The organism is Streptomyces camponoticapitis, from assembly GCF_014646115.1.
In the GTDB taxonomy this organism is placed as follows: Bacteria; Actinomycetota; Actinomycetes; order Streptomycetales; family Streptomycetaceae; genus Streptomyces; species Streptomyces camponoticapitis.
In genome coordinates, this window is record NZ_BMMV01000011.1 from 114633 (window position 1) to 134965 (window position 20333).

The 20333-nt window shown below is 70.2% G+C and carries 18 protein-coding genes; 12 read left to right on the forward strand and 6 right to left on the reverse strand.

Annotation, left to right across the window (positions count from 1 at the left end; genetic code table 11):
- The first annotated feature begins 158 nt into the window (after positions 1-158).
- The 9 genes from gap (at position 159) to IEY79_RS18590 (ending at position 9405) form a co-directional block, all read left to right on the forward strand.
- The gene (gap, locus tag IEY79_RS18550; RefSeq protein WP_189108630.1) at positions 159-1163 is read left to right on the forward strand and encodes a type I glyceraldehyde-3-phosphate dehydrogenase; all 1005 of its coding nucleotides are present in this window, start codon (positions 159-161) and stop codon (positions 1161-1163) included.
- Positions 1164-1321: 158 nt separating this feature from the next.
- The gene (locus IEY79_RS18555) at positions 1322-2533 is read left to right on the forward strand and encodes a phosphoglycerate kinase (RefSeq protein WP_189108631.1); all 1212 of its coding nucleotides are present in this window, start codon (positions 1322-1324) and stop codon (positions 2531-2533) included.
- Between the two features lie 7 nt (positions 2534-2540).
- A complete protein-coding gene (gene tpiA / locus IEY79_RS18560) occupies positions 2541-3341 on the forward strand; it encodes a triose-phosphate isomerase (protein ID WP_189108632.1) in 801 nt (266 codons plus the stop codon).
- 144 nt (positions 3342-3485) lie between these two features.
- Entirely contained in the window at positions 3486-3716 is a 231-nt protein-coding gene (gene secG / locus IEY79_RS18565; RefSeq protein WP_189108754.1) for a preprotein translocase subunit SecG, read from the forward strand.
- Positions 3717-3897: 181 nt separating this feature from the next.
- On the forward strand, positions 3898-4233 hold the full coding sequence (locus tag IEY79_RS18570) for an RNA polymerase-binding protein RbpA (RefSeq protein WP_189108633.1): 336 nt from the start codon (positions 3898-3900) through the stop codon (positions 4231-4233).
- A gap of 222 nt (positions 4234-4455) precedes the next feature.
- On the forward strand, positions 4456-5637 hold the full coding sequence (locus IEY79_RS18575; protein ID WP_229700961.1) for an MFS transporter: 1182 nt from the start codon (positions 4456-4458) through the stop codon (positions 5635-5637).
- A gap of 69 nt (positions 5638-5706) precedes the next feature.
- A complete protein-coding gene (gene pgi / locus IEY79_RS18580) occupies positions 5707-7386 on the forward strand; it encodes a glucose-6-phosphate isomerase (RefSeq protein WP_189108635.1) in 1680 nt (559 codons plus the stop codon).
- A 4-nt stretch (positions 7387-7390) separates the two neighbouring features.
- Positions 7391-7891 carry a PH domain-containing protein gene (locus IEY79_RS18585; protein WP_189108636.1) on the forward strand — a complete coding sequence of 167 codons (501 nt, stop codon included), beginning with the start codon at positions 7391-7393 and terminating at the stop codon, positions 7889-7891.
- Positions 7888-9405: a PH domain-containing protein gene (locus tag IEY79_RS18590; protein ID WP_189108637.1), complete on the forward strand. Its 1518-nt coding sequence runs from the start codon at positions 7888-7890 to the stop codon at positions 9403-9405. Before IEY79_RS18585 ends, IEY79_RS18590 begins: the two co-directional genes overlap by 4 nt.
- 400 nt (positions 9406-9805) lie before the next feature.
- Here IEY79_RS18590 and pgl read toward each other — a convergent pair whose 3' ends face one another.
- From pgl to tkt, 5 genes are read right to left on the reverse strand one after another with little or no spacing between them, the layout of a single operon-like run.
- Entirely contained in the window at positions 9806-10588 is a 783-nt protein-coding gene (gene pgl, locus IEY79_RS18595) for a 6-phosphogluconolactonase (protein WP_189108638.1), read from the reverse strand.
- Positions 10585-11601 (reverse strand): glucose-6-phosphate dehydrogenase assembly protein OpcA, encoded by a 1017-nt coding sequence (opcA, locus tag IEY79_RS18600; RefSeq protein WP_189108639.1) that lies wholly within the window; start codon positions 11599-11601, stop codon positions 10585-10587. Before opcA ends, pgl begins: the two co-directional genes overlap by 4 nt.
- Positions 11598-13130 carry a glucose-6-phosphate dehydrogenase gene (gene zwf / locus IEY79_RS18605; protein WP_189108640.1) on the reverse strand — a complete coding sequence of 511 codons (1533 nt, stop codon included), beginning with the start codon at positions 13128-13130 and terminating at the stop codon, positions 11598-11600. The genes opcA and zwf overlap by 4 nt, the downstream gene beginning before the upstream one ends.
- Positions 13131-13134: 4 nt before the next feature.
- Positions 13135-14253 (reverse strand): transaldolase, encoded by a 1119-nt coding sequence (gene tal / locus IEY79_RS18610; RefSeq protein WP_189108641.1) that lies wholly within the window; start codon positions 14251-14253, stop codon positions 13135-13137.
- A gap of 34 nt (positions 14254-14287) precedes the next feature.
- Complete coding sequence (gene tkt / locus IEY79_RS18615) at positions 14288-16366, reverse strand: transketolase (RefSeq protein ID WP_189108642.1); 2079 nt, start codon at positions 16364-16366, stop codon at positions 14288-14290.
- A 336-nt stretch (positions 16367-16702) separates the two neighbouring features.
- On the opposite strand from tkt, the gene IEY79_RS18620 reads away from it, so the two are divergent.
- The 3 genes from IEY79_RS18620 to IEY79_RS18630 all read left to right on the forward strand — a co-directional run bounded on the left by IEY79_RS18620 (position 16703) and on the right by IEY79_RS18630 (position 19262).
- A complete protein-coding gene (locus IEY79_RS18620) occupies positions 16703-17650 on the forward strand; it encodes a heme o synthase (RefSeq protein WP_189108643.1) in 948 nt (315 codons plus the stop codon).
- 29 nt (positions 17651-17679) lie between these two features.
- Positions 17680-18054 carry a hypothetical protein gene (locus IEY79_RS18625; protein WP_189108644.1) on the forward strand — a complete coding sequence of 125 codons (375 nt, stop codon included), beginning with the start codon at positions 17680-17682 and terminating at the stop codon, positions 18052-18054.
- A gap of 92 nt (positions 18055-18146) precedes the next feature.
- Positions 18147-19262 carry an amidohydrolase family protein gene (locus IEY79_RS18630; RefSeq protein WP_189108645.1) on the forward strand — a complete coding sequence of 372 codons (1116 nt, stop codon included), beginning with the start codon at positions 18147-18149 and terminating at the stop codon, positions 19260-19262.
- 31 nt (positions 19263-19293) lie between these two features.
- Here IEY79_RS18630 and IEY79_RS18635 read toward each other — a convergent pair whose 3' ends face one another.
- A complete protein-coding gene (locus IEY79_RS18635) occupies positions 19294-20271 on the reverse strand; it encodes a COX15/CtaA family protein (RefSeq protein WP_189108646.1) in 978 nt (325 codons plus the stop codon).
- Between the last annotated feature and the right edge of the window lie 62 nt (positions 20272-20333).

The following is a 20333-nucleotide window of genomic DNA, read 5'->3' on the forward strand; positions in this document are numbered from 1 at the left end:
CCCGTACCCCTACCGGGCGGTACGGGACGCCGCCGCTTCCGTAGCCCCGGTCGATGTCACCGAGGCGTCTGGGGAGAGGTAGGGTCATAACTGGTCGGGGACATCCCATACGCACTCGCCGGCGTCGAAACCCGGCGTACCAACGAGGAGATCGGTTCGTGACGATCCGCGTAGGCATCAACGGCTTTGGCCGCATCGGTCGTAGCTACTTCCGCGCGCTGCTGGAGCAGGGTGCGGACATCGAGATCGTGGCTGTCAACGACCTGGGTGACACCGCGACCACCGCTCATCTGCTGAAGTACGACACGATCATGGGCCGCCTCAAGGCCGAGGTGAGCAGCACCGCCGACACGATCACGGTCGACGGCAAGACGTTCAAGGTGCTCTCCGAGCGCAACCCGGCCGACATCCCCTGGGGTGAGCTGGGCGTCGACATCGTCATCGAGTCGACCGGCATCTTCACCAAGAAGGCGGACGCCGCGAAGCACATCGCGGGCGGCGCCAAGAAGGTCCTCATCTCGGCTCCGGCCAAGGACGAGGACATCACCATCGTGATGGGCGTCAACCAGGACAAGTACGACGCGGCCAACCACCACGTCATCTCCAACGCCTCCTGCACCACCAACTGTGTGGCGCCGATGGCCAAGGTTCTCCTGGAGAACTTCGGCATCGTCAAGGGCATGATGACGACGGTCCACGCGTACACCAACGACCAGCGCATCCTGGACTTCCCGCACAAGGACCTGCGCCGCGCCCGCGCCGCCGCCGAGAACATCATTCCGACCACGACGGGTGCCGCCAAGGCGACCGCCCTGGTCATCCCGGAGCTGGAGGGCAAGCTCGACGGCATCGCGATGCGCGTCCCGGTCCCGACGGGCTCCGTCACCGACCTGGTCGTCGAGCTGGAGCGCGAGGTGACCAAGGACGAGGTCAACGCCGCGTTCCAGAAGGCAGCCGAGGGTCAGCTGAAGGGCCTCCTCGAGTACACCGAGGACCCGATCGTCTCCTCGGACATCGTGAACTGGCCGGCCTCCTGCACCTTCGACTCCTCCCTGACCATGGTCCAGGGCAAGAGCGTGAAGGTCATCGGCTGGTACGACAACGAGTGGGGCTACTCCAACCGGCTGGTCGACCTGACCACCTTCGTCGGCGGTCAGCTCTGACAGCGGTCCGGTAGGCAACTCCCGATGTGAACGACAGGGCTCGTGCGGCGCGACGTGGCGCTGACCGGGCCCTGTCGTCTGTGTGCTGTCTGTGCTCGCTCTTCTGTGTGCTCGCGACGTCGCGGGACGTGGAGCCGCTCTCAAGGAGTCACTGATACATGAAGACGATCGACGAACTTCTCGACGAAGGGGTCGCCGGCAAGCGCGTCTTCGTCCGGGCCGACCTCAATGTGCCGCTCGACGGCACCACCATCACGGACGACGGCCGGATTCGCGCCGTGCGGCCGACCGTCTCCAGGCTCGCCGAGGCCGGCGCCCGGGTGATCGTGGCCTCGCACCTGGGCCGCCCGAAGGGCGCGCCGGACCCCGCCTTCTCGCTGGCCCCCGCCGCCGCGCGGCTCGGTGAACTCCTCGGCGCCGACGTCGCGTTCGCGACCGACACCGTCGGAGACTCGGCGAAGGCGGTCGTCGGTGCCCTGAAGGACGGACAGGTCGCCGTCCTGGAGAACCTCCGCTTCAACGCCGGTGAGACCTCGAAGGACGACGCCGAGCGCGGGGCCTTCGCCGACCGGCTCGCCGAGCTGGCCGACCTCTACGTGGGCGACGGCTTCGGCGCCGTACACCGCAAGCACGCCTCGGTCTACGACCTGCCGGCCCGGCTGTCGCACGCGGCGGGCGGTCTGATCGCCACCGAGGTCGGTGTGCTCAAGAAGCTCACCGAGGACGTCGAGCGGCCGTACGCGGTCGTCCTCGGCGGCGCCAAGGTCTCCGACAAGCTCGGCGTCATCGACCATCTGCTGGAGAAGGCCGACCGCATCCTGATCGGCGGCGGCATGGCGTACACCTTCCTCAAGGCCCAGGGCCACGAGGTCGGCGCCTCGCTGCTCCAGGAGGACCAGATCCCGGCCGTCCAGGAGTATCTGAAGCGCGCCGACGAGCGGGGCGTGGAGTTCGTCCTGCCGGTCGACGTCCTGGTCGCACCGGCCTTCCCCGACCTGAAGACCAAGGCACCGGCCAACCCGACGACCGTCGCAGTCGACGCCATCCCCTCGGACGGGATGGGGCTGGACAGCGGTCCGGAGACCAACCGGCTGTACTCGTCGAAGCTCGCCGACGCGGCCACCGTCTTCTGGAACGGTCCCATGGGGGTCTTCGAGCACCCCGACTACGCCGAGGGCACCCGGGCCGTCGCCCAGGCCCTGATCGACTCCGACGCCTTCACGGTCGTCGGTGGTGGCGACTCCGCCGCCGCCGTCCGGATCCTCGGATTCGACGAAAACGCATTCGGCCACATTTCGACCGGTGGCGGCGCCAGCCTCGAATACCTCGAGGGCAAGACGCTTCCCGGCCTCGCCGCACTGGAGGACTGACCTACTGATGGCAGCTGAAACCCCGACCGAGAAGACCGCCCGTACCCCGCTGATGGCGGGCAACTGGAAGATGAACCTCAACCACCTCGAGGCCATCGCGCACGTCCAGAAGCTCGCCTTCGCCCTGACCGACAAGGACCACGACGCGGTCGAGACGGCCGTCCTGGTGCCGTTCACGGACCTGCGGTCCGTGCAGACGCTGGTCGACGGCGACAAGCTCAAGATCAAGTACGGCGCCCAGGACATCTCGTCCCACGACTCCGGCGCGTACACCGGCGAGGTCTCCGGGCCGATGCTGGCCAAGCTGAAGTGCACGTACGTGGCCGTCGGCCACAGCGAGCGCCGTCAGTACCACGCCGAGACCGACGAGATCTGCAACGCGAAGGTGCGGGCCGCCTTCAAGCACGGGCTGACCCCGATCCTCTGCGTCGGCGAGGGGCTGGACGTCCGCAAGGCCGGCGAGCAGGTCCCGTACACGCTGGCGCAGCTCGACGGCGGCCTCAAGGACGTCCCGGCCGACCAGGCCGGGACCGTCGTGATCGCGTACGAGCCGGTGTGGGCCATCGGCACCGGCGAGGTGGCCACCCCCGAGGACGCTCAGGAGGTCTGCGGAGCGATCCGCGGGCGGCTCGCGGAGCTGTACTCGCAGGAGCTGGCCGACCAGGTCCGTATTCAGTACGGCGGCTCGGTGAAGGCCGGGAATGTCGCCGCGATCATGGCGCAGCCGGATGTGGACGGCGCCCTTGTCGGCGGTGCGGCGCTGGACGCCGAGGAGTTCGTCAAGATCGTCAGGTTCCGCGACCAGTAAGTATGCGAGGGCGCGGATCCGTCGTACCCTGACGGGGGCCGACCGGCATCTCATATGTGCCGCCGGCCCCCGTTGTCCACGAAAGTTCCGTCCAATCCCGATTCAATTCGAGAGAATTCCGGAAAGTAGGGTCCAGCCGTGATTATGGGGTTCTCGATCGCCCTGATCGTCTTCAGCCTGCTGCTGATGCTGCTGGTGCTGATGCACAAGGGGAAGGGCGGCGGTCTCTCCGACATGTTCGGTGGCGGCATGCAGTCGTCCGTCGGTGGTTCCTCGGTCGCCGAGCGTAACCTCGACCGCATTACCATCGTGGTCGGTATGGGATGGTTCGCCTGCATTGTCGTGCTTGGTCTGCTGATGAAGCTGGACAGCTGACCGGTCGTACAGTACGTCGCCGGGGGCGCGGCCTATCATGAGGCCCTGCGTCCCGGCGGTGGGGGGTGTAACTCCACGCACTGGACGCGCGTTGGGCCATACGTAGACTGGGGCGCTCGACAGCGGGGATGCCTCTCGACGCTTGATGCTTGCGGCACCATTCACGCAGGGAGTTACGACCGTGGCAAGTGGCAACGCGATCCGGGGAAGCCGGGTCGGAGCGGGGCCGATGGGTGAGGCCGAGCGTGGCGAGTCCGCGCCACGCCTGCGCATCTCCTTCTGGTGCTCCAACGAGCACGAGACGCAGCCGAGCTTCGCCAGTGACGCACAGGTTCCGGACACGTGGGACTGCCCACGGTGCGGATTCCCGGCCGGCCAGGACCGGGACAACCCCCCGGACCCACCGCGTACCGAGCCGTACAAGACACACCTCGCCTATGTACGCGAGCGGCGCAGCGACGCGGACGGCGAGGCGATTCTCGCTGAAGCCCTCGCCAAACTGCGTGGCGAGATCTAAGCATTCATCCGGCCGGACACCCAAAGGTGCCCGGCCGGTGCCGTTTTCGCGGACGGCCGATTGTCAGTGGCATCCCTTACGGTCCGAAGAGGAAGACCGAAAGGGAGAGTTGTGACGACGGACGAGTCGACGGCCGGGACGGAGGCCGGGGCGACACCCGATGCGCCGGTGGACGCACCGGTCGACGCCCCGGCGGCCGAGGAGAAGCCGGCCCCGGCGCGAGTGCCCGCGTGGCGTGGGGGATTCGGCAGGCTCTGGAGCGCCGCCGTGATCTCCCGGTTCGGGGACTCGCTGCGTACGGCCGCACTGCCGCTGCTCGCCGCCTCGTTGACCGACGACCCCCTCCTCATCGCCTCGGTGACCGCCTGCGGCTATGTGCCCTGGCTGCTGTTCGGACTGCTGGGCGGCGCGGTCGCCGACCGGGTGGACCAGCGGCGGGCGATGTGGGCCGTGGATCTCGCGCGTGGCGTGCTGATGGCGGGGTTCGCGCTCGCGGTCGCACAGGGCCACGGCACGATCGCGCTGCTGCTCGCCCTCGCCTTCTTGCTGACCACCCTCCAGACCCTCTTCGACAACGCCGCCACGGCCCTGCTGCCCGCCGTGGTTCCCCGCGAGACGCTGGCCGGCGCCAACGCCCGCCTCATGACCGGCCAGCAGGTCGCGAGCGGCTTCCTGGCGGCGCCGCTGGTCCCCGCGCTCCTGGTCATCGGCGCGTCCGCCCCCTTCGCGGCCAACGCGGCCACCTATGTCGTCGGCGCGCTGCTCATCGCCTCCCTGCGGACCGACGCCCCGGCGAAGGCCCCGAGGGCGGCGGGCAGCACCCTGCGCGCGGAGATGGCGGACGGGACACGCGCGCTGTGGCGGGACAGCGCACTGCGGGGTCTGTCCGTGGCGACCGCCCTGTCGAACATCGGCATGGGCGCCCTGATCGCCACCCTCGTCCTGCACATCACCGGCTGGCTGTCCGCGGGCAACAGCGGATACGCGGCGGTCATCACCGCCTACGGCGTCGCCAGTGTCGTCGGCGGGCTCGTCGCACCGCGGCTCGCCCTCCGGATCGGGCGGACCCGGAGCATCCTGGTCGCCGGGATCGTCCAGACCTGCGCGCTGGTCGTCCTGGGGACGGTGCGCGACCTGTGGGTGGCCGTCGCGGCCATGGCCGTGTTCGCGGTGATGGGCATGGTGTGGAACGTGAACCAGGCGACGCTGATACAGGAGCGGAGCCCCGCCGAGATGCTCGGCCGGATCAGCTCCGCCTTCCGCACACTTGCCATCGGCGGCGCCCCGCTCGGCGCGCTGCTCGGCGGCCTGGCCGCGGCCGCCTGGGGGCTCAACACGCCCGCGCTGCTGGCGGCCGGTGCGTTCACGCTCGCTGTCGCATCGCTCGGCGCTCTGATCAATTAGGTTGGGAGGGCAGCTGGGCACCGCACTCACGCAGGCAGTCACGTACGAGAAGAAGTGGGCTGAAGCAAGATGTCCGAGAACAAGGCAGAAGGCCGCGCAAAGCTCAACCGGATGCCCCAGTGGAGCGCGCTGGGCAAGCATCGCGAGCAGCTGGGTGAGACTCATCTGCGGGAGCTGTTCGCCAAGAACCCGGCGCGTGGCACCCACTACACCCTCCAGGTCGGTGACCTCTACCTGGACTACTCGAAGCATCTGGTGACGGACGAGACGCTCACGCTGCTGCACGACCTGGCGGCGGCCACCGGCGTCGCCGAGCTGCGGGACGCGATGTTCCGCGGCGAGAAGATCAACACCACCGAGGACCGGGCGGTGCTGCACACCGCGCTGCGCGCCCCGCGCGACGCGGTGATCGAGGTCGACGGCGAGAACGTGGTGCCGGGCGTGCACGCGGTCCTCGACAAGATGGCCGCCTTCTCCGAGAAGGTCAGGGCGGGCGAATGGCTCGGCTACACCGGCCGGCCCATCCGCAACATCGTCAACATCGGCATCGGCGGTTCCGACCTCGGCCCCGCGATGGCCTACGAGGCCCTGAGGTCCTTCACCCACCGCGATCTGACGGTCCGTTTCGTGTCGAACGTCGACGGGGCCGACCTGCACGAGGCCGTACGTGATCTGGACGCCGCCGAGACGCTGTTCGTCATCGCCTCCAAGACTTTCACCACCATCGAGACCATCACCAACGCCACCTCGGCCCGCAACTGGCTCCTGACCGAGCTCCAGGCCGGCCAGGAGGCCGTGGCCAAGCACTTCGTGGCGCTGTCCACCAACGGCGAGAAGGTCGCCGAGTTCGGCATCGACACGACGAACATGTTCGAGTTCTGGGACTGGGTCGGCGGGCGGTACTCGTACGACTCCGCCATCGGTCTCGCCCTGATGATCGCGATCGGCCCCGACCGCTTCCGCGAGATGCTCGACGGCTTCCACCTCGTCGACGAGCACTTCCGCACCGCGCCCGCCGAGTCCAACGCGCCGCTGCTGCTCGGCCTGTTGGGGGTCTGGTACGGCGAGTTCTTCGACGCCCAGTCGCATGCCGTCCTGCCGTACAGCCACTACCTGTCGCGCTTCACCGCGTATCTCCAGCAGCTGGACATGGAGTCCAACGGCAAGTCCGTGGACCGCGACGGCGAGCCGGTGGAGTGGCAGACGGGACCCGTCGTCTGGGGCACCCCCGGGACCAACGGACAGCACGCGTACTACCAGTTGATCCACCAGGGTACGAAGATCATCCCCGCCGACTTCATCGGCTTCGCCCAGCCTGTGGACGACCTGCCGCACCAGCTGATCGCCCAGCACGACCTGCTGATGGCCAACTTCTTCGCCCAGACCCAGGCGCTGGCCTTCGGCAAGACACCCGACGAGGTCCGGGCCGAGGGCGTCCCCGCCGAACTCGTGCCGCACAAGACCTTCCGGGGCAATCACCCCACCACCACGATCCTCGCCGAGACCCTGACCCCCTCCGTGCTCGGCCAGCTCATCGCGCTGTACGAGCACAAGGTCTTCGTCCAGGGCGCGGTGTGGAACATCGACTCGTTCGACCAGTGGGGCGTCGAACTCGGCAAGGTCCTCGCCAAGGAGATCGAGCCGGTCCTCGCCCAGATCGACGGCGGGCGCGAGAGCTCCGAGGACAAGCCGCTGGACGCCTCGACGGCCGAACTGGTCAAGAAGTACCGGGCACTGCGGGGGCGTTGAGCCGATGAGCCAGGGGGAGGAGCGGCGGCTCAGGCCGCCGAACAACACGCTGAACGAGAGGGCGGTCGCCTGGTGGCGTGCGCAGTGGCTGCTGCTCACCCTGGCGCCGGTGGCCGTCCTCGCCGTGCTGGGCGCGCTCATAGCCCCGGCCCGCACCTGGCTGCTGGTGCCAGCCGCCGTCCTCGCGGTGCTGGGTCTGGCCTGCACGGTGTTCATGCCGATGTGGTGGTTCCGGGTGCACCGCTGGGAGGTGACGGACGAGGCGGTCTACGTCCGTACCGGCTACTTCTGGCAGGAGTGGCGGATCGCGCCGATGTCCCGGATCCAGACCGTGGACACCGTACGGGGCCCGCTGGAGCAGCTGTTCAAGCTCTCCACCGTCATCGTCACCACCGCGTCCTCCAAAGGAGCGGTACGGATCGAGGGGCTCGGCCATGAACTCGCGGCGGAACTGGCCGAGCGGCTGACGCACATAACCCAGGCGACGCCCGGGGACGCGACGTGAGCACGGTCGCGGTGCCCGCGCCCGGGGAGGGATGGCGCAAGCTCGACAAGCGCACCCTGCTGGTCACCGCAGCCGTCATGTCCGGCGTCGCCTGCGGAGCCGGAGTACCGACCGTCATCGGGCTCGCAGGCGGTATGGGGCTGGGGCGCGCGCTCGCCTGGGTCCTGCCCCCGGCCCTGCTGCTGATCGCCGGTGGAACCGGTGCCGACTACATCCGATGGCGCCGCACCCGCTACCGAACAGGTCCCGACCGGGCCGAGCTCCACACAGGGCTGTTCCTGGTCAAACGCCGGTCACTGGGACGCGAACGGATCAGGACCGTCGACCTCACGGCCAACCTTCTGCTGCGGATCCTCGGCCTGGTGAAGGTCCGCATCGGTACGGGGGAGCAGACCGGCGGCGAATCCACCCTCGAACTCGACCCGGTCACCCGCGCGGAGGGTGAGCGCCTCCGTACGGAACTGCTGGACCGCACCCCTTCCGATGCCGCCGACGGAGCGCACCGGGACGGCATGCTGGCTTCTCTGGACCCCCGCTGGATCCGGTACGCCCCTCTCTCCTTCGTCGCGCCCCTGCTGGGCGGCGCGGCGGCGGGTGGCGTGATGCAGGTCGGCGAGTGGTTCGGGGTCCAGCACGAGGTGCTCGTCTGGATCGGTGACCGGTTCCGGGGCACCTCGATCGTTGTCATGATCGTCGTGCTCCTGGCCGCCGCGCTCCTGGCCGGCGTGGTCGGCTCGCTCGGCCTCTGGGTCGAGATGTGGTGGAACTACCGGCTGGAGCGGGAGCCCGGTGGCACGCTGCGCGTGCGGCGAGGTCTCTTCACCTCCCGGTCCGTCTCGATAGAGGAACGCAGGCTGCGGGGCGTGGAGCTGGTCGAACCGCTCGGTGTGCGGCTCGTCGGCGCCGCGCGCGTCGACGCCGTCGCGACGGGGATCGCCCAGGACGACGACGACAAGCACACCGACCTCAAGACGCTGCTGCCGGCCGCGCCGAGGGCGCTCGCCGACGAGGTGGCCGCGCGGGTCCTGCGCGAGACGACCTCCCCGACGAGCACGGCCCGGCTGACACCGCACCCGCTCGCCGCGCGTGGGCGGCGGCTGCGGTGGGCGGTGGGGTCCGCGCTGGTGCCGGTGCTGGTGCTGGTGGTACTCGGTCTGCTCGTGACCGATGTGCTGCTGCCGATCGCGGCCGGGTGCGCGGTGGTGCTGGTCCCCATCGCGGTGGCGCTGGCACTGGACGCGTACCGCAATCTGGGGCATGGGCTCAGCGGGGGGTACTTGGTGGCGCGGTCGGGGACGGTGCGGCGGTCGACGGTCGTGCTGCAGCGCGGTGGGGTTGTCGGGTGGACGGTGAAGCAGTCGTACTTTCAGCGGCGGGCCGGGTTGGTGACGCTGACGGCGACGACGGCCGCGGGGGAGGGCGGGTATCACGTCTACGACGTGGGGGCGGGGGAGGGCGTGGCGTTCGCGGCGGAGGCGGTGCCGGGGTTGTTGGAGCCGTTCCTGGAGGAGTAGCGGGGGGTGGTGGGGCGGGGCGGGGCGCCTGCGGCGGGCCTGTTCCCCTACCCGCCCCTTCCCACAACCGGGGCTCCGCCCCGGACCCCGTACGGCCTTCGGCCGTGCCCTCAAACGCCGGGCGGGCTGATTGCGGGGGCTCCGCGCCTGACCCGTACGGCCTTCGGCCGTGCCCTCAAACGCCGGGCGGGCTATTTGTCGGGCCTCAGCCCCGGACGCGGGACGGTCTGCGGCTGTGGTCTTGAACGACCGGGCGGGCTGGAGTTCGGGCGCTGGAACGCTATCGGGACCCACTGACAGCGACGGCCCGGGCCGCCGGGGAGGCGGACCGGGCCGTCGGGCCGGCGAGGTGGTGTTCCGTCAGGCGAACGCCCGCGGAATCAGGCGCACTCGCGGCGGATCAGGCGGACGCCGCCGGATACAGCGCCTGCGGCAGCTTCGACGCCGCCGGCTCGTCCAGAAGCCACAGCGTCCGCGCGCGGCCGTACGCCCCCGCCGCGGGGGCCTGGATCTCGCCCGCCCCGGAGAGGGCGATCTCCGCCGCCCGCGCCTTGTCCTCGCCCGCCGCCAGCAGCCACACCTCGTGCGCCGCCCGGATCGCGGGCAGGGTCAGCGAGATGCGCAGCGGCGGTGGCTTCGGGGCGCCGTGTACCGCGACCACCGTGCGTTCGGTCTCCCGGACGCCGGGCAGCTCCGGGAAGAGCGAGGCCACATGGGTGTCCGGGCCCACGCCGAGCATCAGCACGTCGAAGGACGGGACCCGGGCGTGGTCCTCCGGCCGCGCGGCGGCGGCCAGCTCCGTCTCGTACGCGGCTGCCGCCGCCTCGATGTCGGAGCCGTACGGGCCGTCGGACGCCGGCATCGCGTGGACTCGCGAGGGGTCCAGCGGTACCGAGTCCAGCAGCGCCGCCCGCGCCTGGGTGATGTTGCGTTCCGGGTCGCCCTCCGGGAGGAAGCGTTCGTCGCCCCACCAGAGGTCGAGCCGGGTCCAGTCGACCGCGTCCCGGGCGGGCGCCTCGGACAGTGCGGCCAGCAGGCCGTTGCCGTTGCGCCCGCCGGTCAGGACGATCGACGCGGAACCCCGCGAGGACTGGGCGTCCACGATCTTCGTGATCAGCCGGGCCGCCGCGGCACACGCCATCAGCTGCTTGTCGCGGTGGACGACGAGTTGCGGAACGCTCACTTGGACGTCGCCTTCTTGGCGGCCGGCGCCTTCTTCGCCGCCGGACCGGAGCCCGAGCCCGTACCCGAGCCGTGCGCCCCGTTCTTGGCCGCCTCCACCCGCTCCACCCCGAACCGCAGCGTCGCCGCGTACGTGTCGTCCGGGTCCAGCCTGCGCAGCTCCTCGGCGATCAGCTCCGAGGTCTCCCGCCGGTTGAGCGCCACCGCCCGGTCGGGCTGGCCCTCGATGGCCAGCGTCGCCAGCGAGCCGTCCGTCCGGCGCAGCTCGATCGGCCCGCAGTCGGTCTCCATCCGGACGGCCGTGAGACCGGGGCCGGCCGAGACCGCGCGGGTGACCGGGACGTGCAGCCGGTCGGCGAGCCACATGCCGAGCAGCTCGCAGCTCGCGTTCAGCTCCTCGCCCTCCACACTGACCGCGGTGACCTTGCAGTCGACCTGGTCCAGCGCGGCGGCCAGCATCGAGCGCCACGGGGTGATCCGGCTCCACGCCAGATCCGTGTCGCCCGGTGTGTAGACGGCGGCGCGGGCCTTGAGCTCCTCGATCGGGTTCTCGGCCGTGTACGTGTCCGTCACCCGCCGCTGGGCGAGTGTGCCCAGCGGGTCCTTGCTTGGGTTCTCGGGCGCGTTCGCCGCCCACCAGACCACGACCGGCGCGTCGGGCAGGAGCAGCGGCAGCACGACCGACTGGGCGTGGTCGATGATCTCGCCGTACAGCCTCAGTACGACCGTCTCGCCGGTACCGGCCTCCACACCCACCCGCACCTCCGCGTCGAGGCGCGCCTTGGAGCGGTCGCGCGCCGAGCGGGAGACCCGCTTGACGACGACCAGCTTGCGCGACGGGTGCTCGCGGGACGCGTCGTTCGCGGCCTTGAGCGCGTCGTAGGCGTTCTCCTCGTCGGTGACGAGGACCAGGGTGAGGACCATGCCGACGGCCGGGGTGCCGATCGCCCGGCGTCCCTCGACCAGCGCTTTGTTGATCTTGCTGGACGTGGTGTCCGTAAGGTCGATCTTCATGGCCGACGCCAGCTCCGTCCGTGTCGTGCGAGCATTTCGTCCGCCTCGACCGGACCCCAGGTCCCGGACTCGTACTGCGCGGGCTTGCCGTGCTTGTCCCAGTGCCGCTCGATCGGGTCGAGGATCTTCCAGGACAGCTCGACCTCCTCCGTACGGGGGAAGAGGTTGGAGTCGCCGAGCAGGACGTCGAGCAGCAGCCGCTCGTACGCCTCGGGGCTGGACTCCGTGAAGGACTCGCCGTAGGCGAAGTCCATCGAGACGTCCCGCACCTCCATCGCCGTGCCCGGCACCTTCGAACCGAACCGCATGGTCACGCCCTCGTCCGGCTGAACCCGGATGACCAGGGCGTTGTGCCCCAGCTCCTCGGTCGCCGTGTGGTCGAAGGGGGAGTGCGGGGCGCGCTGGAAGACGACCGCGATCTCGGTGACGCGGCGGCCGAGGCGCTTGCCCGTACGGAGGTAGAACGGGACGCCCGCCCAGCGGCGGTTGTCGATCTCCACCTTCACCGCGGCGTAGGTGTCGGTGGTCGACTTCGGGTCGATGCCGTCTTCCTGGATGTAGCCGACGGCCTTCTCGCCGCCCTGCCAGCCCGCGGCGTACTGCCCGAACACCGTGTCCTTGCCGAGGTCGTGCGGCAGCCGTACGGCGCCGAGCACCTTGGTCTTCTCGGCGGCCAGCGCGTCCGCGTCGAAGGAGGCGGGCTCCTCCATCGCGGTGAGCGCGAGGAGCTGCAGGAGGTGGTTCTGGATGACGTCGCGCGCGGCGCCGATGCCGTCGTAGTAGCCGGCCCGGCCGCCGATGCCGATGTCCTCGGCCATGGTGATCTGGACATGGTCGACGTACGACCGGTTCCAGACCGGCTCGAAGAGGGTGTTCGCGAAGCGCAGCGCCAGGATGTTCTGAACGGTCTCCTTGCCCAGGTAGTGGTCGATCCGGAAGACCTCGTTGGACGGGAAGACCTCGTGCACGACCTTGTTGAGCTCCTGGGCGGAGGTCAGGTCGTGGCCGAACGGCTTCTCGATGACCGCGCGCCGCCAGGAGCCCTGCTTCTGGTCGGCCAGCCCGTGCTTCTTGAGCTGCTTGACGACCTTGGGGAAGAACTTCGGCGGCACGGAGAGGTAGAAGGCGAAGTTGCCGCCCGTGCCCTGCACCTTGTCCAGGTCCTCGATGGTGGACTTCAGGTTCTCGAAGGCCTGGTCGTCGTCGAAGTCGCCGGGGACGAAGCGCATCCCCTGGATGAGCTGCTGCCAGACCTCCTCACGGAAGGGTGTGCGGGCGTGCGCCTTGACGGCGTCGTGGACCTCCTGCGCGAAATCCTCGTCCTGCCACTCGCGGCGGGCGTACCCGACCAGCGAGAAGCCCGGTGGCAGAAGGCCCCGGTTGGCAAGGTCATAGACGGCTGGCATCAACTTTTTACGGGACAAATCGCCCGTGACGCCAAAGATGACCAGGCCCGACGGCCCCGCGATACGCGGGAGCCGTCGGTCCGCGGCGTCACGAAGCGGATTCGCTCCGTGGGTTGCGGTCAAGGGTTCAGTCCTCCGAAGGGGCGAGGCGCTTGAGTTCCGCCTCGGTCGACTTGAGCAGGTCGGTCCAGGCCGTCTTGAACTTCTCGACGCCCTCGTCCTCCAGCACCTGGACGACGTCGTCGTAGGAGATGCCCAGCTTCTCGATGGCTTCGAGATCGGCGCGCGCCTGGTCGTACGTACCCCTCACGGTGTCACCGGTGACCGCTCCGTGCTCGGCGACCGCGTCCAGCGTGGCCTCCGGCATGGTGTTCACCGTGTGCGGGGCGACCAGGTCGTCGACGTACATCGTGTCCCGGTACGCGGGGTCCTTGACGCCCGTCGAGGCCCACAGCGGGCGCTGCTTGTTGGCCTGGACACGGTCCAGGGCCGCCCAGCGGTCGCCGCCGAAGACGTCTTCGTACGCCTTGTAGGCCAGCCGGGCGTTGGCGACGGCGGACTTGCCGCGCGCTGCCTTCGCCTCGTCCGTGCCCAGCGCGTCGAGCCGCTTGTCGATCTCGGTGTCCACGCGGGAGACGAAGAAGGACGCCACCGAGTAGATCTTCGAGAGGTCGAGGCCCGCGTCCTTCGCCTTCTCCAGACCTGACAGGTACGCGTCCATCACCTTGCGGTACCGCTCCAGCGAGAAGATCAGCGTCACGTTGACACTGATGCCCCGGGCGATCGTCTCGGTGATCGCCGGGAGCCCCGCCTCCGTGGCCGGGATCTTGATGAAGGTGTTCGGGCGGTCCACCAGCCAGGCCAGCTGCTTGGCCTCGGCGACGGTCGCCCGCGTGTTGTGCGCCAGTCGGGGGTCCACCTCGATGGAGACGCGGCCGTCCTGGCCCTGTGTCTCGTCGAAGACCGGACGCAGCACGTCGGCGGCGTCACGGACGTCCGCCGTCGTGATCATGCGGACCGCTTCCTCGACGCTCACCCGGCGGGTCGCGAGATCCGTGAGCTGGGTCTCGTAACCGTCACCCGCCGAGATCGCCTTCTGGAAGATCGAGGGGTTGGTCGTGACGCCCACGACATGCTGCTGGTCCATCAGTTCGGCGAGATTGCCTGATGTGATGCGCTTGCGCGACAGGTCGTCGAGCCAGATCGCGACGCCTTCGTCGGAGAGGCGCTTGAGTGCGTCTGTCATGAGAGTTGCATCTCCTACTTGTCGTATACCAACGTCAGCGCGTCACGGCTGCCAGAGATTCCCGGGCGGCGGACGCGACCGCGTCCGCGGTGAATCCGAACTCCCGGAAGAGGACCTTGCCGTCCGCCGAGGCACCGAAGTGCTCCAGCGAGACGATGCGGCCGGCGTCGCCCACGAAACGGTGCCAGGTGAGCCCGATTCCGGCCTCGACCGCCACCCGCGCCTTCACGGACGGCGGCAGGACACTGTCCCGGTACGCCTGATCCTGCTCCTCGAACCACTCGACCGACGGCATCGACACCACGCGGGTCGCGATGCCCTCGGCCTGCAGCCGCTCGCGCGCCTCGACGGCGAGCTGGACCTCGGAGCCGGTACCGATGAGTACGACCCGGGGCTCGCCGCCCTCGGCCTCGAACAGCACGTAACCACCCTTGGCCGCGCCCTCGTTGGCCTCGTACGTCGGCACGCCCTGACGCGTCAGCGCCAGCCCGTGCGGAGCGCCCTTGGCGTGCCGCTTGAGGATCTCGCGCCAGGCGATCGCCGTCTCGTTGGCGTCCGCGGGACGCACGATGTTGAGACCGGGAATGGCACGCAGGACCGAGAGGTGCTCGACCGGCTGGTGTGTCGGGCCGTCCTCGCCGAGACCGATCGAGTCGTGCGTCCAGACGTACGTGACGGGCACCTGCATCAGCGCCGCGAGCCGGACGGCCGGGCGCATGTAGTCGGAGAACACCAGGAAAGTGCCGCCGTAGATACGGGTGTTGCCGTGCAGCGCGATGCCGTTCATCGTCGAACCCATGGCGTGCTCACGGATGCCGTAGTGCACCGTGCGGCCGTACGGGTCGGCCTCCGGCAGCGGGTTGTCCGCCGGGAGGAACGACGACGTCTTGTCGATCGTGGTGTTGTTGGAGCCCGCGAGGTCGGCCGAGCCGCCCCACAGCTCGGGGATGACGGCGCCGAGCGCCTGGAGCACCTTGCCGGACGCGGCGCGGGTGGCGACGCCCTTGCCGGTCTCGAAGACCGGCAGCTTCTTCTCCCAGCCGTCGGGCAGCTCGCCCGCGCGGATCCGGTCGAAGGTGGCGGCGCGCTCCGGGTTGGCCGTACGCCACGCGGCGAACGTCTTCTCCCACTCGGCGCGCGTCTCGCGGCCCCGGTCGAGCGCCTGGCGCGTGTGCGCCAGGACCTCGTCGGCGACCTCGAAGGTCTGCTCGGGGTCGAAGCCGAGCACCCGCTTGGTGGCGGCCACCTCGTCGTCGCCCAGCGCCGAGCCGTGCGCGGCCTCGGTGTTCTGCGCGTTCGGGGCGGGCCAGGCGATGATCGAGCGCGCGGCGATGAACGAGGGGCGTTCGGTCTCGGCCTGCGCCGCCTTCAGAGCGCGCGCCAGACCCGCCGGGTCCAGGTCACCGCTCGGCAGCTGCTCGACGCGCTGGACGTGCCAGCCGTACGCCTCGTACCGCTTCAGGGTGTCCTCGGAGACGGCCGTCCCGGTGTCACCCTCGATGGAGATGTGGTTGTCGTCCCAGAGCAGGACGAGGTTGCCGAGCTTCTGGTGGCCGGCCAGCGACGACGCCTCGCCGGAGACACCCTCCTGGAGGCAGCCGTCACCCGCGATCACCCAGATGGTGTGGTCGAAGGGAGAGGCGCCCGGGGCCGCGTCCGGGTCGTAGAGGCCGCGCTCGTAGCGGGCGGCCATGGCCATGCCCACGCCGTTGGCGACACCCTGGCCGAGCGGACCGGTCGTGGTCTCGACGCCGACCGTGTGGCCGCGCTCCGGGTGCCCCGGGGTCTTCGACCCCCAGGTGCGGAACGCCTTCAGGTCGTCCAGCTCCAGGCCGTAGCCCGCGAGATACAGCTGGATGTAGAGAGTCAGCGACGAGTGGCCCGCGGAGAGTACGAACCGGTCGCGTCCGGTCCACTGCGCGTCGGCCGGGTCGTGCCGCATCAGCTTCTGGAAGAGCACGTAGGCGGCGGGGGCCAGGCTCATCGCCGTACCGGGATGGCCGTTGCCGACCTTCTGTACGGCATCCATGGCCAGGACACGGACGGTATCGACCGCCTTGCGGTCCAGGTCGGTCCACTCTTCGAGGTCTGTGGTGGTCGGCTTGGTGCTCACCCTGAGTCAGGGCTCCTCTCCACATGTCGAATCCCGGTGTCTGAGGGCGCACCGGTTCGTTGCCGAGCCTACCCTTGTGGCGCCTCGCGACCGTGCCCGTCCGCTTCCGTTAAGAGGAGACATCGCCGGGGTGCCGGGAGGGTGTCGGGCGCGCCTCCCCGGGGCGACGGCGGGGCGGAGTCCGACCTCGCGCGCGACGCTCCGACCAGGCGTCAACACGAGCCCACCCCCGATAAGAACGGCATCTGGGCAACGTCTAGAGTGGCGTGGTACGCGCAAGTCTTTACCGGGCCTTCACGCCCGAAGCTTGCTGGGATTTCTCTGTCTGGGGTGTGCGTGACGGCCGTCGAGTCCCGACCCGCAGGGGTCGTCCTGACTCCGAGCCCGGGGGGCCATCGGCCGTTCGGGGCCCGCGTCAAAGCGTTCGTGGCGCTGACCAAACCACGGATCATCGAGCTGCTGCTGATCACCACGGTGCCGGTGATGTTCCTGGCCGCGCAGAGCGTGCCGGACATGTGGCTGGTGTTCGTCACCTGCGTCGGCGGCTATCTCTCCGCCGGCGGCGCCAACGCGCTGAACATGTACATCGACCGCGACATCGACGCGATGATGGACCGCACGTCGCAGCGTCCGCTGGTGACCGGCATGGTGTCCCCCCGCGAGGGCCTGGTCTTCGGGCTCGCCCTGGCAGTGATCTCGACGCTCTGGTTCGGTCTGCTCGTCAACTGGCTGTCGGCGGCGCTGGCGCTCGGTGCGCTCCTCTTCTACGTCGTCGTCTACACGATGATCCTCAAGCGGCGGACGTCGCAGAACATCGTCTGGGGCGGCATCGCCGGCTGTATGCCGGTCTTCATCGGCTGGTCGGCCGTCACCAACTCGCTGTCCTGGGCCGCCGTCATCCTCTTCCTCGTCATGTTCTTCTGGACGCCGCCGCACTACTGGCCGCTGTCGATGAAGGTGCGCGAGGACTACGCGCGGGTGGGCGTGCCCATGCTCCCCGTCGTCGCGTCGAACCGTGTGGTCGCCCGCCAGATCGTGCTCTACAGCTGGGTGATGGTGGCGGTGTCGCTGCTGCTGACGCCGCTGGGCTACACCGGCTGGTTCTACACGTCGGTGGCCCTGGTGGCCGGCGGCTGGTGGCTCTGGGAGGCGCACGGGCTCCAGTCACGCGCCAAGTCCGGTGCGACGGGCGCCAAGCTGAAGGAGATGCGGCTGTTCCACTGGTCCATCACCTACGTGTCGCTGCTCTTCGTGGCCGTCGCGGTCGACCCCTTCCTGCGCTAGTACGGCTACTCGTCGGTAGCATGTTGTCCATGGCAGACACCGAGGTTGACGAGCGGACCGGCGACGGGGCGGCGCGTGCGAGCCGGCAGGAGGCGCGGAACGAGCGGCGCGCGGCCCGACTGGCCAAGCGGATCGGCGCGTTCGCGCGACGGCACGGCGGCGCCGCCGAGGGGCAGCTCGCGTATCTGGGCCGGGCGGGCACCCGCATCGTGCTCGTTGGGCGGGACGGCGACTGGGGCGATCTCCTTGCCCCTTCGCACCACGTGGCGCTGAAGGCCGTCGAGAAATCGGGGATCACGGTGCACGAGTCCTTCGACGGCGAGTTCGCAGCGAAGGTCCGCACCGGCCCGTACGAGTGGACCCGCATGGCCGGCATCCAGGTCGGCGGCCCCGCCAATCCCTAGGGCGCGTTCGGTCCCGATCGCCGCGGTGGCCAACACCCGAGCGCGCCTGGCCCGTTAGGACTGTAGGGATTCGGTCCACGACGGGAAGCGCCATGATCGAGACAACGACTCTGGTGGACCAGAACTGCCATGGCGTGCTCCGTACGGAGCTGGGCCTCGGCACCTTCGAGGCTCAGCTCGGCAGGACCGCGGGACCGCCCGCCGCGGGTACCACCTTCTTCGACACCCAGACCGGTTTCGCCGTACGGCGCTGGTGTCCGCCGCTCCTCGGGCTGGAGCCGCACACCTCGCCCGCCGGCTATCTGGCCCGGCGCCGGGAGCTCGGCGTGCTGGAGGCCGGGCGGCGGCTGCTGCGGGGTACCGGTGTCACCACCTATCTGGTCGACACCGGGCTGCCCGGCGATCTGACCGCCCCCGAGGAGATCGCGGCGGCCGGCGCCGCCGAGGCCCGCGAGATCGTCCGGCTCGAACTGCTCGCCCAGCAGATCGCCGACACCTCGGGCACCGTCGACTCGCTGCTCGCCAACCTCGCCCACGCCGTGCACACCGCGGCCGGCACGGCCGTCGCCTTCGTGTCCGTGGCCGCCCTGCGCCACGGCCCCGCCCCGGCGGCCGAGCCGCCCGACCCGGGAGAGGTACGCGCGGCGGCCGGGCGCTGGCTGGCCGGGCGGCGGGTCGGCGGCCGGCTCACCGACCCCCTACTGCTGCGGCATCTGCTGTGGACCGCCGTCGCCACCGGGCTGCCGCTCCAACTGCACGCGGGCGGCGGCGAGGGGTGCCGGGCGAACTGCCCGGACGGCGGTCCGGCGCGGATCGCGGGGTTCGCGGCGGCCACGGCCGGGCTCGGCACCGACCTGGTGCTGCTGCACGGCCTGCCGTACCACCGGCAGGCCGCCCGGCTGGCCGCCGCCTTCCCGCATGTGTACGTGGATCTCGGCCCGGCCCTCGCGCGCACCGGGGCCCGCGCGGCGGACGTACTGGCGGAGGTGCTGGAGCTGGCGCCCTTCGGGAAGCTGCTCTACTCCAGCGGCGCGCGCGGACTCCCCGAACTGCACGTGGTGGGCGCGAGGGTGTTCCGGCAGGCGGTGGCGCGGGTGCTCGGGGGCTGGGCTGCGGACGGTTCATGGGCGCTCGCCGACGCGCAGCGCGTCGCGGAGATGATCGCCTCGGGCAACGCCCGCCGGATCTACGGTCTCGACGAGACCTGACCGCCCGGGGCTCCCGGGAGGTTCCGCCCGTTCAGGCCCTGCTCAGCGCCGGGTCGGCCGGATCCGTCCGCGCCGGGATCTCCGGGTCCGTCACGGGCCGCTCACGCAGGCTCAACGCGAGCCGCAGGACCGCGATCCAGGTCAGCGCGGAGCCGAGCATATGGATGCCGACCAGGATCTCGGGCACATCGGTGAAGTACTGGACGTAACCCACACCGCCCTGCGCGAGCAGCACGATCAGCAGGTCACGCGCCCGCGCGCGGGTGTCGGCCGGGGCGTCCACGACACGCAGCACCAGCCACATCGCGATCGCCAGCGCGCAGACCACCCAGGCCGTCGCCGCGTGCACATGCGCCGCGTCGACCCAGTCGAACGGCATCCGGGGCACCTCGCTGCTGTCGCCCGCGTGCATGCCGGAGCCGGTCACCGTTGTCCCCGCGGCGATCAGCAGGCCCGTCGCGACGACCAGTGCCCAGCCCAGCTTCCGTACGGGACGCGGGACCCGCGGCCGGGACGTCGCGTCGCCCTCGCGGGTGCGCTGCCAGACGATCACGGTGACGGTGAGCAGGGCGTTGGCGAGCAGGAAGTGCACCGCCACGGTCCAGGGGTTGAGCTCCATGTGGACCGTGATGCCGCCCATCACGGCGTTCAGCACCACGACCCAGAACATGCTCCAGGCGAGCCGGGAGAGGCCGCGCCGCCGGGGCTTGACCGACCGGGCCGCGACGATCGCCCAGCCGACGGCCGCCGACAGGACGTACGTCAGCATGCGGTTGCCGAACTCGATCGCACCGTGCAGACCCTGCTCGGACGTCGCGAACAGGCTGTCGTCCGTGCACTTCGGCCAGGTGTCGCAGCCGAGCCCGGAGCCCGTGAGCCGCACGGCGCCGCCGGTGACGATGATGACGACGGTCATCACGACGGCGGAGAGGGCGGCACGCCGCAGCGTACGGGGGGACGGCGTCCAGCGCTGGGCGATGTAGTCGAGGGGATTCCACACGGCAACCATCGTAGGCGGGCCCTTGTGAACGCAGTCACGAGGGGTCCCCGCGCGTCGGCGCGGGCCCCGGG